This window comes from Rheinheimera sp. SA_1, assembly GCF_001669775.1.
In the GTDB taxonomy this organism is placed as follows: Bacteria; Pseudomonadota; Gammaproteobacteria; order Enterobacterales; family Alteromonadaceae; genus Pararheinheimera.
Genome location: NZ_LXWK01000016.1, coordinates 344252 through 362177, shown reverse-complemented (window position 1 = coordinate 362177; position 17926 = coordinate 344252). Strand labels below are relative to the sequence as shown.

The 17926-nt window shown below is 48.3% G+C and carries 10 protein-coding genes; 6 read left to right on the top strand and 4 right to left on the bottom strand.

The window, feature by feature from the left end:
- The first annotated feature begins 342 nt into the window (after positions 1-342).
- The gene (locus A5320_RS13595) at positions 343-1011 is read left to right on the top strand and encodes an NF038120 family PEP-CTERM protein (protein ID WP_068065700.1); all 669 of its coding nucleotides are present in this window, start codon (positions 343-345) and stop codon (positions 1009-1011) included.
- A 20-nt stretch (positions 1012-1031) separates the two neighbouring features.
- The gene (locus A5320_RS13590; protein ID WP_068065697.1) at positions 1032-4175 is read left to right on the top strand and encodes a S8 family serine peptidase; all 3144 of its coding nucleotides are present in this window, start codon (positions 1032-1034) and stop codon (positions 4173-4175) included.
- Between the two features lie 148 nt (positions 4176-4323).
- On the opposite strand, the gene A5320_RS13585 is transcribed toward A5320_RS13590, so the two are convergent.
- Positions 4324-6957, bottom strand: a complete 2634-nt coding sequence (locus A5320_RS13585) for a TonB-dependent receptor (RefSeq protein ID WP_231916734.1) — start codon at positions 6955-6957, stop codon at positions 4324-4326.
- A 657-nt stretch (positions 6958-7614) separates the two neighbouring features.
- Between A5320_RS13585 and A5320_RS13575 the strand changes: the two genes are divergently transcribed.
- From A5320_RS13575 to A5320_RS13560, 4 genes are all read left to right on the top strand, one after another.
- A complete protein-coding gene (locus A5320_RS13575; RefSeq protein ID WP_068065693.1) occupies positions 7615-8259 on the top strand; it encodes a TetR/AcrR family transcriptional regulator in 645 nt (214 codons plus the stop codon).
- A 95-nt stretch (positions 8260-8354) separates the two neighbouring features.
- The gene (locus A5320_RS13570) at positions 8355-10658 is read left to right on the top strand and encodes an acyl-CoA dehydrogenase (protein ID WP_068065686.1); all 2304 of its coding nucleotides are present in this window, start codon (positions 8355-8357) and stop codon (positions 10656-10658) included.
- Positions 10659-10861: 203 nt separating this feature from the next.
- Positions 10862-11929, top strand: a complete 1068-nt coding sequence (gene nagZ / locus A5320_RS13565) for a beta-N-acetylhexosaminidase (RefSeq protein ID WP_231916733.1) — start codon at positions 10862-10864, stop codon at positions 11927-11929.
- Between the two features lie 40 nt (positions 11930-11969).
- The gene (locus A5320_RS13560; protein ID WP_068065682.1) at positions 11970-12476 is read left to right on the top strand and encodes a GNAT family N-acetyltransferase; all 507 of its coding nucleotides are present in this window, start codon (positions 11970-11972) and stop codon (positions 12474-12476) included.
- 84 nt (positions 12477-12560) lie between these two features.
- On the opposite strand, the gene A5320_RS13555 is transcribed toward A5320_RS13560, so the two are convergent.
- From A5320_RS13555 to A5320_RS13545, 3 genes are all read right to left on the bottom strand, one after another.
- On the bottom strand, positions 12561-13586 hold the full coding sequence (locus A5320_RS13555; RefSeq protein WP_068065679.1) for an extracellular catalytic domain type 2 short-chain-length polyhydroxyalkanoate depolymerase: 1026 nt from the start codon (positions 13584-13586) through the stop codon (positions 12561-12563).
- Positions 13587-13905: 319 nt separating this feature from the next.
- On the bottom strand, positions 13906-15057 hold the full coding sequence (locus tag A5320_RS13550; protein WP_068065677.1) for an OmpA family protein: 1152 nt from the start codon (positions 15055-15057) through the stop codon (positions 13906-13908).
- A gap of 28 nt (positions 15058-15085) precedes the next feature.
- The gene (locus A5320_RS13545) at positions 15086-17863 is read right to left on the bottom strand and encodes an ice-binding family protein (protein ID WP_068065675.1); all 2778 of its coding nucleotides are present in this window, start codon (positions 17861-17863) and stop codon (positions 15086-15088) included.
- Positions 17864-17926: the final 63 nt, after the last annotated feature.

The following is a 17926-nucleotide window of genomic DNA, read 5'->3' as shown; positions in this document are numbered from 1 at the left end:
TTGTGGGCAGGTTGTAATCCTTCGTGATTATATTTTAAGTTGTTCGAAAATGTAATTAACAGTGTCAGTATAATTTACATGTTGATTTTGAAACCAGAATTTTACATCTGTCGTAACCAGTGTTGGTGCGGTAACCGAATGTAACAATTTGTTGGCAGGCATATTGCAACTGAACTTTTGAATGCCATCAAGGCAAATCACAAAAGCATTTAATGCTACTAATAATTCACAAAATCCGGGTAACTTATGACCATTAAAACAACGCAGAATAGCCGGCCAAGCCGCCGCAAATTACCATTCGTAAAAACCCTAGCAACATTGGCAACAGCTGCAGTTCTCTCAATGAGTCAGGCTCACGCCACAATCGTCGACATCGATTTTGAAGACTCAGCCTTTTCCGATGTCAGCCTGTTCGTCAACGGTGACACCGTAGAATACAAAAACGTATTATTTAAAACAGAAAGTCTGGACGACGGTTTATCAGGTGCGCTGATTGACGGTAGTGATCCATTTACTTTTTTCAACCTGGGTTTCCCAGGCAATAACATCTCTGCTTATTACGCCGCAGTAAACAATGGCTGGTTTTCTATTCAGCATAAAATCGCTGGTGCCGGCATTCGTCTGACTGGTCTGGATTTCAGCTTTATTGCGCCATTGCCAGGTTTCCTGAATTTCACCGTGGGTCAGTTGGTCGTTGCTGGTCAGAAAGCCGATGGCAGCTTTAACTTCGCAGCACGTGACTTCGCAGGCCAGGATGCTCAGGGTAACTGGCAGTTTGATACCTGGAATAGCATCAGCTCAGATCTGGGCGGTGGTAAATTCACTAATATTTCGGTCCTTGCTTGTTTATACACTGACACAGGTGCTTGTGTATTTGTCGACAATAATCAGGCGCAATTTGCAGTTGATAATCTGGCAGTTGATGTAGCGGCGCCAGCTACTGTAGGTCTGTTTGCACTCTCATTGGCAGGTCTGTTTGCTGCCAATCGTCGCCGTCAACAAGCCAAATAATAATTAAAAAAGGAACTGTGATGAAATTATCTCAAATGTCGCTCGCTGTAGCGGCGGTACTCGCTGCGTCTTTCGCAGCTCAAGCATCAGAAGTACGTCGTCCTTATGTGGTGCAACTGGCCGCAGCGCCTGCTGCTTCTTACACTGGTGGTGTAGCTGGTTTTGCGGCCACTAAACCTGCAGCTGGTCAGAAACTCGATGTGGATGCTTCTGCAGTGCAAAATTACCTGGGTTACCTAGATCAGGTTCATTCAAATGTATTAGCAGCCGTGCCTGAAGTGGAAGCTATTCACCAGTTTAATCTGGTGTTTAACGGTTTCACTGCAATGCTGACTGACGCTGAAGTTCGCGCGCTGAAGAAAAACAGCAGTGTGGCGCAAATTCAGGTTGATGAACCGCATGAATTGACGACCAACTATACGCCAGCCTTCCTGAGCCTGGACGCCGCAGACGGTATTTGGGCAAAAGCCGGTGGTCAGGGTGCAGCTGGTGAAGATATCATCATCGGTATTATTGATAGTGGTGTCTCTCCTGAGAACCCAGCTTTTGCTGATCGTGTTGATGCCAATGGCGTCCCGACTTTTGATTTAGGCGCGACTCAGGTGTTTGGTCCTGCACCGGCAAAATGGAAAGGTGAATGTTCGCCTGGCGAAGGTTTCAGCTTAAATCACTGTAATAACAAACTTATTGGTGCACAGTTCTTTGATGCAACCTATCGCTCAGTGGTAGCACAAGGTTTGTATACCCCGCACTGGTCAGATTTTCAATCACCACGTGATAATGGTGGCCACGGTACTCACACTGCGACCACTGCCGGTGGTAATGCCAATGTCATGTCAAATGTGAATGGCGTGGCTATGGGCAAAGCTTCAGGTATCGCGCCACGTGCCCGTATTGCAGCTTATAAAGTCTGTTGGAGCTACCAGGATCCAGCTAACGTATTACTGCCGAGAAACTCCTGTTTTACCGGTGATAACGTTGCAGCCATTGAAAAAGCCGTAAAAGACGGTGTCGATGTACTGAACTATTCAATCAGCGGTAGCCAGACTTCCGTCAATGATGCTGTGGAACTTGCTTTCCTCGGCGCGACGAATGCAGGTGTATTTGTGTCAGCATCTGCTGGTAACAGTGGTCCTGGCAACGCGGTTGCTCACTTAGGCCCATGGTTAACAACGGTAGGCGCTTCAACGCACGACCGTTTTAACGCCGGTAATGTGATCCTCGGCAACGGTGCTTCTTATGAAGGTGGCTCATTAAATGGTGCAGCTTTAGCTGCTTCTACTTTTATTCTGGCGCGTGATGCGGCGAAAGACGGTGCAAACCTGACCAATGCAGCTTTATGTTTCGGTAGTGCCGATGGTGTCAGCTTGTTAGACCCATTAAAAGTTGCTGGCAAAGTGGTTGTTTGTGATCGCGGCAGCAATGTGTTAGTGAATAAATCTCAGGCAGTGAAAGAAACCGGTGGTATTGGTATCGTGATTGGTAACGTTCAGTTAACCAATAACACCATCACGTCGATTGACCATGGCATTCCTGCAGTGCACATCGACAAAGTCAGTACTGATGCAGTTAAAGCCTATTTAGCGGCTGAACCTGCCGCCACACTGGCAATGAGCAAATTTGCTGCCAAAAAGGGTACTGTTGCAGCGCCAGTTATGGCCGCGTTTTCATCACGGGGTCCAAACCGTGGTTATCCAAATATCCTGAAACCAGATTTAACAGCACCTGGTGTGGAAATCCTGGCGGGTTATACACCGACGCTGAACGAAGCGCAGCGTAATGAAGTAGCAAACGGTGCAGCCGCACCTGCTGCCTGGAATTTCCTGCAGGGCACTTCGATGTCAAGCCCGCATATTGCTGGTTTGGGTGCATTGTTAAAACAACAATACCCGAACTGGACACCGGCGATGATTAAATCTGCGCTGATGACCACGGGTAGTATGACTTTTGCTGATGCGCAGCCAGGTCAGGCAGCAGGTCAGTTGCCTTGGGCTCAGGGTGCTGGTCATGTAGTACCGAACAAAGCAGCGGCACCTGGTCTGGTTTATGACATTCAGCCAGTTGATTATACACGCTATTTGTGCAGCATCAGCTTGCCAAGCATCCCACAGTCAACCTGTAATGCAGTGGGTAAGATCTCTGATGTGAACCTGAACCTGCCTTCTATTACGTTGGCTAACGTTTTAGGTAAAACAACCGTAACGCGTACCGTGACCCATGTTGGTACTGGTACCGCGACTTACACTGCATCATCCAGCATTCCAGGCTTTAGCATTGATGTGGTTCCATCAACTCTGACATTGGCTCCGGGTCAATCAGCAAGCTTCACTGCAACGGTAACCCGTACCAGTGCAGCTTTAAATACCTGGGCTTTTGGTTCCTTAAAATGGACTGACGGTGCCACAGTTGTGAGTGTTCCGGTGTCTGCTAAAGGTACTGGTTTAGCTGCCGCAAGTGCGTTGTATAGCGAAAACGTGAAAGGCAACATTCTGTACACCATTGGCACTGGTTTTGCTGGCGCCATGACTTCGCAAGTGGGCGGCTTAAAAGCTGCGACTGTGAAGAGTCTGACCATCGGTCAGGCGACACCAGGTACAATTGAGACCTCTGCACAGTTAGCTACAGCTTGTTTAAGCGGTGCTAAAGGTACAGTGTTGCAAACGGTTGTTGCTCCAGCAAATACGCTGGTATTAAAAGCAGCAACTTATAATGCAGAAACCAGCGGTCACAACATGCCTGGTGGGGACGACATTGACATGGTATTAATGAATTCTGCTAATACGGTTGTCGCAACCAGCTTACGTGCCGGTTCTGATGAAGAAGTTCAGCTGATGACGCCTGCAGCAGGTACCTATAAGGTCTGTTTAGGTGGTTATGGTCTGGCAAGTGGCACCCAATCTGACTTTAATTTGTCAACCTGGGCTGTCACTACTGCTGATAAAGGCGGCAATTTCAAACTGGTGCTGCCAGGTTCTGCGACGATCGGTGGTTCAGCGACCACAGCGGTGAGCTGGTCAGGTCTGGCAACCGGTAAACGTTATATGGCGGCTATCCGTTATATCGTTGCGGGTTCAGTGCAGGGTACTACCTTGGTACGTGTCGAAACCAACGATCCGTTACCAGAAGTTACCCGCGTAAAACCTGTTGTCGTTGCTGCAAACTAAGCATCGGTCATCATGAAAAAAACAGCAGCTTCGGCTGCTGTTTTGCTTTGGATCCTATCATCATGATGAATTTTGCTGTGGTGGTTGCCAGTACTTCCAAAAAATAGGGCGCAATAGCGCCCCAAAAGTTCCAGGTTTGGCAGAACGTTTAAAACTTGTAGGTGTAGCGTAAAGTCCAGACGCGACCCAGCCAATCATGCACTGAACTGGCGTAGCCATTGGTTGGCGAGGAGGCGTATGGCGGCTCTTTATCGGTCAGATTGCGCACGGTAAATTGCACTTTGTTGTTGTCGTTGAAGTGATACCCCAAGCTGGCGCTTAAAGTCAGCCAACTGTCGACGGTGTCGTTATCAAATTTGAAATCACCATCGCCCAACGAACTGGTGTAGTGCGCGGACAAACTGGCATTCCAGTCGTTAAGTGACCAGTCCAGACCTGAATCGGCGACAAATTCCGGACGGGCGATTTCGCTGGCACCACTGAGTTTACCAAGCAAATCTTCGGCCGGATCGTCTTTGGTTAATTGACGCTCGTAACTTAAGGTGCGGGTTGCAGCGAAGTAAGGTTTAAAGTCGCCAAAGCCTGTATTGAACTTATAGTCGATTTTGATATCAACACCATCCGTTTCCTGTGCGCCGACGTTAAAGAAGCCGGTGCGTAAGAACACTAAGTCGTTACCTGCATCCATGACACAACCAAAAGCGCCACCTAAAGCAGCTTCTGAAGTGACTTTTGGCGCTGAACCATCAATACAGGCTTTGAGTGTGGTGTTGGCATCAACATCGACAATATCGGTGTGTTCGTAACGCCAGTAATCGACGGTCATATTTAAATCGTTGGTCAAGTTCCAGGATAAACCGATGTTCATCGCTTCAGAATTTTCAGCGTCCAGACCTTTGTTACCTAAAGTTTCCTGATCATATTCCAACTCACCGGTTGGGTTGCCAAACTCACCACACAAAGCGCCAAACGGCGTTCCGGCACCACAATCGATATAATTCGAACCTAAAGACGTGCCAGCACCAAGTTCTGATAATGATGGAGCACGAAAACCGGTACTCCAGCTGGCGCGTAAAATCAAATCATCTGTTGCGCGGTAGCGCAGTGACACTTTCGGATTGGCATCACCACCAAAATCGCTGTAGTGGTCATAGCGGATGGCGGTAATAGCGTCGAGTTTTTCAGACAATGGAATATTAAATTCACCATAAAATGCGTATTGGGTACGATCTGCAGCAGCATCACTGGCGCCTAAGGTGGTCACACCGCCACTTTGGGCGATCAGAGCAGGGCGGTCGAATATATCTTCACTGCGATATTCACCACCAAATACTGCTTTAATGGATCCGTTGTCTAAATCGTAAAGATCCCCGGCAATATTAAAATCCCAGGAGAACACGTCTGATTCGCCAACCCGTGGTGCGGCTTCACGTAACCCAGCAACGACCGACGCACTGGTATCCCTTCCTAAGTTAAACGGATTAAAGGTGCCGTTGAGCGCTGCCGCGCGCATCCGATCGACGCTGAAATAGCCAGAGGTGTGAATCACTTCGTTTTCGGATTTACCGACAGTTGCCGCAGTTTCCCACGCCCAGTCATTTAGTTCACCGCGAAGTCCCGCTAAGAGGCGAAAACTGGTCGCATCGTATTCCTGTGTGCGGATTTCCGGATAACGTGAACGAACGCGGATATTATTGATGGTGCCGTTTTTGGCATCTTCTGCTTTAGCCCATGCCGGAATGGTCGCAAAGTTGCCGTTTAAGGTGTAGTCAAATGACCCGGCAGAATCATAAGCGCCGCCGGTATTGGCCTGGTACATCGCTTCGGCAAAAAACTCTTTGTTATTGCCCATGCGGTAGATGTGGTTCAGGGTGGCGCCAACGTTTTTGGTATCGGGCTGTATAGCGCGTTCAATGACATAGTCGTACTGACAGCGGGTGCCGCCGTTGCTCTTGTTGCTGCCGCACCATGGCTCTGCGAAATCTTTGCCATCAATGGTCACCCGGGTCGATGATTTAAAAGTGACGTCAATTGGGCGGTCGCTGTTCATCAGTTTTTCACGATCATAGTAATCGACCACCAGCGTTGTATTGCTGTTTTCTGTGGCAAAACCACCGGCATAGGTAAGGTTGGTGCGACCAAAATCGCTGTCAGCGGTATCATCACCGTACATGGCTGACAATTCATGACCTTCGAAATCTTTACGCAAAATAAAGTTAATTACACCGGCGATCGCATCAGAGCCATACACCGACGATGCGCCGTCAGTTAATACTTCCACCCGTTCAATCGCTGACATTGGGATGGCATTGACGTTGACGAACGAGTCAAAGCCATTGGAAAACGAATCAACGGCGACCCGACGACCATTCACCAGTACCAGCGTTGAGCTTGAACCGAGGCCGCGCAAACTAACACCAGCTGCACCAGGGGGCGTGCCGTCGGAACCTGCGACGTTACCATTGTCGGTAAAAGTACCGGCACTGGAGGCTTGCGGTAAATCTTTCAAAAAAGACGACACACTGTCGTAGCCTTTTTTGATCAGGTCGTCTTTGGTGAACACCTGCAGCGGGTTGGCTCCTTCCATGTCCACGCCTTTTAAGCGTGAGCCGGTGACTTCAATTTTTTCGATACTTTTGGCTTTTAGCTCTTCTTCGGTTGGTGCAGTTTGTTGGGCATGAACCGGTTGTATACCAGCCATAGCTAACAATGTTGCTGCAAATAACGTGTTGTATTGCTTATTGTGTAGATCAGGCTTGTGCTTCATTTTTGCAAATTTCATAACATTCCTCAGGACTTATTCGTTGCCTTTTCGGCAATCTTGGGTGATTTAGCAAACAATCGAATAAGACGCAGAGGGAGCAATATCCAGCGTTTTTTTGGATCCTAAGTTGACACGCTCAGGGTGATCGCAAAAAAACAGCACACACGCCATTTACGCAAAGAAATCAGCTGCGCAAACAAATCAGGCGTTGAGCAAGGATGTTGATGGAAGTTAAATTTCCAGAACCCTCTGCATCAGGCAAAGGGGGGTGGCTAATTATTAAACCACTCGGACAGGTAATAAGGAGAGTAATAATAAGAGCTAAGGTTGGCAGCAAGCTTTTGCATCTTCTTCTCCTTATGACAGTTTTTTCAGTTAAATCGCAGGTTGGGGATTGTTGTCCGCCAGCAGAATATTTGGCTGTAAGACACTACGCAAAATTGTCTGTTTTACTTTAGGTTGTCAAGTGAATTTTTCTAAGGTGTTTTAGCTGTCTGATTTTAATCAGATTTATGTTTATGTTTTCGTGGTCCGTTATTGTTAAATACGGCGCGCACAGCGATTACTTTCCAAAAAACAACAGGTGGAATTTCCGCGGCAATTTTACTGAGCTATATTGACTTCAGTTAGATTCAAACGTACATTTCAAACACTTGTTTAAATGTGCCGACTGATATGACCAGTAAACAAAATACCCAACAAAAAATTCTGGATGCCGCTGAGCGTTTATTCGCCGAAACTGGTTTTTCTGCTACCTCGTTACGGCAAATTACCAGTATGGCGGAAGTGAATCTGGCGTCGGTCAATTATCATTTCGGTTCTAAAAAAGAACTGATCCAGGCGGTGCTGCAGCGGTATTTGTCGCTGTTGATGCCAAGGCTGGATCAGGAATTCACCCGGTTATTGGCGTCACAGCAACACAACGAACTCAGTAACGTGTTGTCGGTGTTTGTGATCCCTTTGCTCGAACTTAACAAAATACAAAACCGCGGTACTACGTTGTTTTTACAGCTGTTAGGCCGTGGTTATACCGATGTGCAAGGGCACTTGCGCTGGTTTTTTAATCATCATTATGGCCGGACGCTGGATAAATTTGTGCTGTTGGTACAGCAAAGTTGTCCGGCGCTGCCAGCCAGTGAAATCTTCTGGCGGTTGCATTTTTCACTTGGCACCATCGTCTTTACCATGGCGTCAAACGAAGCACTGAAAGATATCGCCGCCGCTGATTTTAATGAAATTGTGGAGATTGATGGGGTGATCAAAAGATTGATCCCTTATCTCGCGGCCGGGATTGCTGCACCTATAACAACAACGAATTAATCCGTTGTTGTTCACATATACCCCAAATCTTCAGGGATGACGGGTATATAAATTATTGCTTGTCTGACTGTAATCTCTGAAAAAGGACCAACCTTATGTTTATTTTATTTTTACTGGTCATCGCTGTGGTGGTCATCCTGGCGGTGCCGGATATCCGGCGCAACCTGGTGACCAAACCAATTTTTGGCATCTTTAAGAAAATTCTGCCACCGCTGTCAGACACTGAGCGTGAAGCGATGGAAGCAGGCGATGTGTGGTGGGATGGCGATTTATTCAAAGGCAACCCGGACTGGGCGAAATTGCATGCCATTCCAAAACCACAATTGTCAGCCGAAGAGCAGGCGTTTTTAGACAACGAAGTCGAAACGCTGTTAAAAATGCTCGACGACTATAAAATAGTCAATGAAACCCGCGACTTACCGCAACCAGTTTGGGATTACATCAAAGGCAATGGCTTTTTCGCGATGATTATTCCAAAGTCGTTTGGCGGTCGTGAATTTTCTGCCATTGCCAACTCAACCATCGTTTCCCGTATCGCGACCCGTAGCTTAACTGCCGCTGTTACCGTGATGGTACCTAACTCGTTAGGCCCTGGCGAATTGTTGATGCATTACGGTACTCAGGAGCAAAAAGATCGTTGGTTACCAGGCTTGGCGGCTGGTACTGAAGTGCCATGTTTTGCTTTAACTGGCCCGGAAGCAGGTTCTGACGCTGGTGGTATTCCGGATACCGGCGTGGTTTGCAAAGGTTTGTTTGAAGGTAACGAAGTATTAGGCATCCGGCTGAACTGGGACAAACGTTATATCACTTTGGCACCAGTTGCCACTGTACTGGGTCTGGCGTTTAAACTGTCGGATCCGGATAAACTGATGGGTGACAAAGAAGAGCTGGGGATCACTTGTGCTTTGATCCCAACTTCACACCCAGGCGTGCAGATTGGTGACCGTCATTTCCCAATGAATATGGCGTTTATGAACGGTACTACCTACGGTGAAGATGTGTTTATTCCGCTGGATTGGATCATCGGTGGACCGTCGTTTGCTGGTCGTGGTTGGCGGATGCTGGTGGAATGTTTATCGGCAGGCCGTGGTATTTCGCTGCCAGCGCTTGGCACTGCTACCGGCCATTTAGCCACGCGGATGACTGGCGCTTATGCTTATGTGCGTCAGCAGTTCGGCATGTCGATTGGTAAATTTGAAGGGGTTCAGGAATCGTTGGGCCGCATCGGTGGTTTAACCTATAGCCTGGAAGCGATGCGGGTGATGACCGCTGGCGCGATTGACTTAAATCTCAGCCCATCAGTCGTGACTGCCATTGCCAAATATCACATGACGGAAATGTCGCGTACCTTACTGAATGACTCGTTTGATATTCATGCCGGCCGTGCCATTCAATGTGGTCCGAAAAACTATCTGGCGCATGGCTATATGGGCGTTCCGATTTCTATTACGGTGGAAGGCGCCAACATTCTAACCCGGAACCTGATGATTTTTGGTCAGGGTGCCACCCGTTGCCATCCATACGTATTAAAAGAATTAGAAGCCGCTGCCAATCCGGATGTACAGGCTGGTTTGCTGCAGTTTGACGAGTTGCTATTAAAACACGTAGGTTTTGCGCTCGGTAATACCTTTGGCGCGTTGTTTCAGGGCTTAACTGTCGGCGCCTTTAACGGCTCACCGGTGGGCGGCGAAACAGCCAAATACTACAAACAATTAAGCCGGATGAGTAAAGCCTTAGCATTAAGCGCGGACTTTTCCATGCTGATGTTGGGTGGTGATTTAAAACGCAAAGAAATGTTGTCGGCAAGGTTAGGTGACGTGTTAAGTCATCTTTATATCGCTTCTGCCGTGCTGAAGTTTTATGAAGATAATGGCCGTCAGGTGGCAGATTTACCATTCGTGCATTACAGCGTGCAACGCAATTTGTATGAAATTGGCCGTGCTTTTGCCGGTTTCTTCAGCAACTTCCCGAACCGCTTTGTTGCGGGTCTGCTAAAAACGCTGGTGTTCCCGTTTGGTATTGGTTACCAGATGCCGGACGATGATGTGTCGATGCAAATTTCAGATGCCTTGTTAAAGCCAAGCGTGATCCGCGACCGTTTAACGCATTTGTGTTATATCGGTGAAGGCAAAGACGATCCTACAGGTTTAATGGAACAAGCCTTTGTCGCCGTGCACAATGCACAGCCACTGATGAAGAAAATTTTCGCTGCGCAAAAAGAAGGCAAAATTGCCCGCAAGTTACCACTGCAGCAAACAATCGCCAAAGCACTGGAACTGCAAGTATTAACCGACAGCGAAGCTAAGCAGTTGGACGAAATGAACGCACTGCGCTTTGACGCGATTAGCGTCGATAGTTTTAAGCCAGGTGAACTGGAAGGAATGGCACTGAAGAGTTAAGTCTATTTTCTAACGTCGCTTTTCCAACAACAAAACCGACTTTCGTCGGTTTTGTTGTTTTCAGCGCTTTTACCAGATTACGGTTTTTTTGTGGCTGCGCATGGGGTAAAGTAAAGGTCTTATTAGCATTCACTGATCTGCAGCTATTCCACCTTTTCCTGAAGTTGCAGTCGTTTAATTTAACCACAAGAGAATCCCATTCCATGATCGGCTCCGTTATGCTGGACCTGGCAGGTCCACAAATTACTGCAGAAGAAAAAGAATTATTAGCGCATCCGGCCGTCGGCGGGGTGATTTACTTCACCCGCAATTATCACGATAAAGCGCAGTTAAAAGAGCTGGTGCGGCAAACCCGTGCCGCCAGCAAACAGCCGTTATTGCTGGCTGTTGATCACGAAGGCGGGCGGGTACAACGCTTCCGGCCTGAATTTACGTTGATCCCGGCGATGGGGCAGATTTGGCCTGGCGCGCAACAACATTTACCCACAGCAGAAAGTTTTGCCACTGAAATGGCATGGCTGATGGCGGTAGAAGTGTTGGCGCAGGATATCGATATTTCGTTTGCGCCAGTTGCCGATATCTGGGGCGCTTGTGATGTGATCAGAAACCGTGCTTTTCACAGTGATCCAGCCAAAGTAGTGGCGCTGGTGAATGCTTTTGCCAAGGGCATGCATGAAGCTGGCATGAAAACTACCGGTAAACATTTTCCAGGCCATGGCAGTGTAAAAGAAGATTCGCATCTGGTGCTGCCAGTCGATCGGCGCAGTAAAACCGACATCGAGCAATTAGATTTAACGGTATTTCGCCAGTTGCAGCAGCTGAAAGCGCTGGATGCCGTGATGCCGGCGCATGTGGTGTATCCGGCGTTTTGCGATAAAGCCGCTGGTTTTTCAAGTTATTGGTTACAAACGGTGTTGCGCGGTGAAATGCAGTTTGATGGCGTGATTTTCTCTGACGATTTAGGCATGAAAGGCGCGCATCAGGCTGGTTCTTACCAGCAGCGCGCTGAAGCTGCGTTTAGCGCCGGTTGCGATATGGTACTGGTTTGTAACGACCGGGCTGGCGCCATTGAAGTGCTGGATACTTTACCGCAAGCCAACTGGCAACATAGTAGTGAGCGGTTGATCCGGTTAAAACACAAAACACACATTACGGACACGATGTTAGCGCAAAGCCCACGGTATAAAGCGGCGGTGGAACTGGCTGCCAGATTAAAAGCCGTTGAAGTGACCGGTGGTGTCAGCGCTGCCGGTATTGTTGAACGCTCATAAACGCCATTGTAAATTCAGATAAAACACAGAAGCGAATATCATGATTGAAACTACGATTGAAGGCCTGAGTTTACGTTTGGCCACTGCCAACGATGTACCACAAATTCTGCAGTTTATTCAGGCGTTGGCTGAGTATGAAAAGCTGTCCGATCAAGTGGTTGCAACTGAAGAAAAGCTGCGGGCGACTTTGTTTGGTGCGCAGCCATTTGCCGAAGTAGTAATGGCAGATTACCAGGGCAAAGCCGCAGGTTTTGCGCTGTTTTTTCACAACTATTCCACCTTTTTGGCTAAACCAGGCATGTATCTGGAAGACTTGTTTGTCGACCCGAACCTGCGTGGCAAAGGCATTGGCAAAGCACTGATCACCTTTTTAGCCAAACTGGCGGTTGAACGCGATTGTGGTCGGCTGGAGTGGTCGGTACTGGATTGGAATCAACCGGCGATTGATTTTTATCAGTCACTTGGCGCCGTGATGTTGCACGATTGGCGAATTAACCGCGTGACAGGGGACACTTTAACCAACATGGCCGAGATGTTCCCTGGCTGAAATGTAAATTCTGGTGTCAGAGTCAATTGTTAACAGCTTTCCGTTAACAATTGACTCTGACACCGAAGTTAACTTTATTGGATATTATCGGGACAAGGCGTCGATCAGCTGTTTTACGGCAGCCATTTGTGGGCCTTGTTTAGTGGCATAATTTTCTCCGCTATAACCCCACCAATCCCAGCAACCATTTGGATTAAACGGCGCCATCGCGCTTTTATCGGTTTGCGGATAAAACACTACAAGCTGATTTGTGTCAGCATATTCGTTTAAACCCGTGCCACGGGCATAAGCATCGCCGACAGCGCCGGCATATTGTTTACAGCCATGAAAACTGACATGCAGCCGACATTGCTGGCCTTCACTACAGCTTTTAGGCACATATAAATATCCGCTTTCTGCCAGTTGGCCTTTGGCAACTGCTGCCAAATGATGTTGATTGATTTGTAGTAAATCGCCGCTGGCAGTTGCTGCTTTTGGCTGTAAAGACGGTAGTAGATGACCTAGCAGCAAACCGGCCGCATCATACTGACAATTACCCAAAAAAGGTGCTTCCGATACCAGACAATCGGTGCCTTTACTGCCATCGGTTGGAAAATGATGTGCGACATTCTGATCGTTGATATACCGGATATTGGCAGCATCTACCAATGTTTGATATTGCGCTTTTAACGCATCACTGACCGTGCTGGCCACGGTTTCATCTTTGGTGCCGTGAAACAGCCAGACTTTGTCGTCTTTTAGATTATTTAAATCATCAATCCCAGCAGCTTGTTGTTGAGCTTGCAGGTAGCGGGTTGCCGCGGCGAGATCAGGTTTGCTGTCAGCTTTGTTCAGGCAATGCGCAAATGCTACCGTCAGGCTGTTGGCCGCGCAATACACCGGGCCGGCAGCAATAATGGCCGCGCCTTGCACTTGCTTTGAATAAGCCAGATGAAATTGCGCAGCCATATAACCACCGGATGATAAGCCAGAAACAGTAATATCCGGTGCCAGTTTTAGTTTTGGTAAAGCGGGTGGCGTTGCCGCAACTGCGACTGCTGTAAATAATGTGCTCGCAACTCCTAACAAGTTGATTGAAAAAACAGTAGCGACTAAGTTCGACTTTTTCATGCAGACTCCGGTAAATTTCCAGCTAAACGCGCATAGTTTTAAAGCCAAAATCATTGAAGATTCGGGTAGGCGGCAACTTTGCGCGACTGGAGCGCAAGCCCGGCCCGGAACATAGCTGTCTATGTGACTGGGTCGGACTGACGCTTCAGCGAGTGAAGGCGGCCAACAACCCCGAATCTTCAAGGATGACGGGTATATATGCTAATCCTACACTGCACTGCGGCATTGCTACAGGCAATAATGCTTTAGTACTGTGCGTGATCAGCACCAATAAAAAACCGCCCATCGCAGGCGGTTTTGGCATTTTTAATTGCTGGTATTATTCGACGGTGATTTCGAATAATACCCGCATATTGGCTTTTGCAGCATCCGAACGCAACTGCGTTGGATTGGCTTCAAACTCAGCGTTTTGATGCTCACCAAAACCGATAGTCGTTAACCGGTCCGGGCTGGCAATGCCTTCTTCAACGAGGAAGGTTTTAATCGCTTCAGCACGTTGTTCACTTAGGCGTTGATTATAACTTTCAGAGCCGCTTTTTGAAGTGTAGCCAGCAATACGTACTTTGGCCGTAGGGTTGGCTTTCAGTTTTTGCAAATGCTCGCGCAAGATGGCCTGCGTGGCAGGAGTTAACCTGGACTCATCAAACTCGAAATGCACGTCTTCGAGTTCAATTACACCTGAAGTCATCGGCAACTGCTCTTCAACCGGCGCGACCGGTGCTGGGCTAGGCGTGCTTTCCGGATAGGATTGAGCAGCCGGTTCAGGAGCCGGTGTAGGTTCATAGTAGGGGTCCGCTAAACCATAACGATAAGTCAAGCCAAGTGTAACTACATCGATATCACCCTTATTACCAACCAAATCGTCGATCCGATAACGTTCAGCTTCAAGGCGCAATGCCAGTGCTGTCGTCAACTGATACGCCAGACCCACGCCAAATTGATGGCTGGTGTAATGCGTGCTGCTGTTAAAACTGTTGACGCCCACCAGGCCATTGCTGCTAAAACGGGTGTCTGAGTCGTTGTAAGTCAGCCCTAATTTAGCCAGCGCCGATAGCTGGTCGGTCAGTGGTAAAGTGCCAACCAGCGCCAGGTTAATGCCTTTGATGCTGGTTTCTCCAGCGTACAGACTCATCGGCACGGTATCGGCTCGAAAGCTAAATTCGCCTAAATCAAAATAGCCGCCTTCCAGTGCCAGATACGGCATCAGTTGATAACCGCCATAGAGTTTATAGCTATCGTCTCGACGATCGCGGCTGACATTATTCACCGTAAATCCGGCACTTTGTAAATCCAGCGCGATTTGTTGCTGGTCGATACTAGCGCGTGATTTACCAACGCCAGCACCAAGATACCAGCTGCCGGTTTCAAAGTCGGTATCGGCCGCTTGAACGCCCGGTAACCATGCTAGTAGTATCAACAGACCACAAGGACGCAGCAACTGCGCTTTGGTAGTGATGTGTAAATTATTCATGTTCAGCTCCGTAATTTAAAACCAGTTTTTATAAAGGTTTAGTGACACTGTTGGCATCGAGTAGAATGTTGCCGTTCACCGAAAATAACCGGCCATTTACAGAAGCGCCTGTTGCCAGCTGAATCGTCAGCCAGCTAAAAACATTACCTACGAACTGACTATTGGTGCCGATAGTGGTATTGCCGCTAATGCGCCAATAAACGTTGCTCGCCTTTGCGCCATTCAACAGCACGATGTTGCTGAGCGCAGCAACGTTGAAGCTGCCACTGATGTAGAAAATAAAAACTGAATTTGCATCACCCTGACCATCAATACTCAAATCGCTCTGGCTGATCATCCCATTACCTGAGATATGATAAACACCTCTGTTCAGCGTTACGCCGCCTAGCTCATTGTTATTAAGTAAGGTTACGTTGGCTGCAGGATTTGTTTCCTCAGCGAGGTAGTTAGCGACATCCATCACATCTGATTTCAACTGTGCGATATACGCTGCACTTGTCGCATATGGTGCTGGCACCAGATATGGCGGATTTGTATCATCCGGCGCATAAGAGATTCCATCGGTTAGCTCGGTAAATTCTCCGGCATTTGCACCAGTGGTAAATCCGGTTATCCCAGCTCTGTTGACGTCAAGGATCGCCATATCACCAGAACTTAGCGTACTGCCTGGGGTCGTAGCGATCCCTTGTCTTGCTGCAACAACAAAACCTGCCACTGTATTTAGCTGTGGCGCTTCAGGGTTCACAGCTAGTGTTCCTGTGACTGTCAGTAGGGTGCTGCTTGAGACTCTTTCTAAATTGTCCAATGTGACTTCGGCATGAATCATAGAACTACCAGCCACCAAAGCGCTGATCAAACCACTATCAGGTTGTAGATTCGGGTTCACTGTCGCGACACTGGTATTATTGCTTGACCAGGCGGCGACAGTTGTCAGATCTGCAACGGAATTGTCGGTGTAGGTACCGATTAACTGCATTTGTAATGTTTGACCGCTGCTCATGGTCGGCGTCGCTGGAGTTAGGGCAACACTAACCAAAGTAGCCGACGTGACAGTCAAGTTAGTACTTGATTGCACGCCGTTTAGTGAGGCAGTTACTTCGGTGTTGCCGATGACAAACGAAGTAAGTAATCCACTGTTGTTTTGAAAGTTCGGGTTAAACGTAGCGACCACCGTATTGGCACTTTGCCATGTCACAAACCTACTGAGATCCATCATGCTACCGTTGCTAAAAATACCTGATGCAGAGAATTGTTGTGAATTGCCCGCAGCAAGACCTGGCAGTAACGGTGTCACGGAAATGTTGGTTAAGGTGGCATCTACTACACTTACCTGGGCGCTTGCAGAGGTCATCGCATTCAAAGTCGCAGTGATCAGTGCAGTACCAACCATGACTGGCGTGGCAAGACCGCTGTTTGAAACACCACTTGGATTCATTGTAACGACTGTTGTGTCGCTTGAACTCCAACTCACTGTCGTAGTGACATCCACCGTTGTTTGGTTGCTGTAATTCGCGGTGGCTTTTAGTTGCTGAGTAAAACCATTAATCAATTGAGGAGTTGTTGGGGAAATGGTAACTGTGGTGATGATGGCATCAGTCACTGTAAGAGGTGCGCTGTTGCTGATGGTACCCATGGTGCTATCAATCGTTGCGCTGATCATCACATTACCCGGGATCAAAGTCGTGGCTAAACCACTGTCAATAGCCATATTAGGATTGACATAAGCAATGCTGATATCACTCGAAGACCAGGTGACGATAGAGGTGATATTTTCTGATGTCCCGTTATTGTAAATGCCGGTTGCGATAAACTGCTGACTATTCCCGGCAGCAATAGTCGCAGTGATCGGGGTAATACTTAAAGCCGTAAGCTCAGCACTATTTACCAACACATTGCTGGTGGCTGTCATCCCGCCAAAACTGGCGGTGATGGCTGCTGTTCCGGGAGCAATCGCGGTCGCCAGACCGCTATTCGCTGCTCCATTCGTGTTAAATGTCAGCAATGATGTATCGACAGAGGCCCATACGGCCTGTGAGGTTAAATCAACGCTGTTACCACCACTGAAAGTACCGGTCACCACCATTTGCTGGTTCAGACCGACAATGACGCTGGGGTTGGCTGGCGTAATGACCAGGCTGGTTAAACTGGCAGCGGTCACCGTAAAGGTGGTATTGGCGCTGATACCGGCCAGATTGGCTGTCACGGTCGTGGTTCCGGCAGCTAAAGCTCTGGCCAGGCCACTGTTCGGTAACCGATCGGGATTAAAGCTGGCAATGGTAAGATCAGAAGATGTCCATATAACCGCGCTGGTCAGATTTTGACTGCTGCCGTTGGAATACACGCCGGTTGCACCGAACTGTACATCGACACCCGCATTGGCGGTACTAGCTAGGGGGGTCAGTGTGATGGAAACCAGGGCCGCATCAGTGACTGTCAGCGTGGTTTGCCCGGTTTTACCGGCAACGGCTGCTGAAATAACAGATGTACCATTGGTGAGTGCGCTAACCATGCCTGTCGCATTGACAGTGGCTACCATAGTGGTTGCGGAATTCCAGGTCACCCGGTTACTGATATTAACTGAAGTACCATCCGCATACACACCAAGAGCTTCAAACTGACGGCTCAGGCCAGCAGGAATGTTCGGATTAGCCGGGTTTACCACAATCTGGGTCAGGCCGGTCAGACTATCCGGCGTCAGAATGGGGTCTTTATCATCGCTGTTACAACCTGCCAGCAGCAGGGTCATCACAACGCCGAGGCACCAACTTAGCTTGTTGGCATAAGTTTTTGGTCGCAGATGGTTCATGTTTTATATCCTTAGATGATTTGCCGCGCTGGCAAACCTTAATGTTCAGGTGGGTTATCCCAC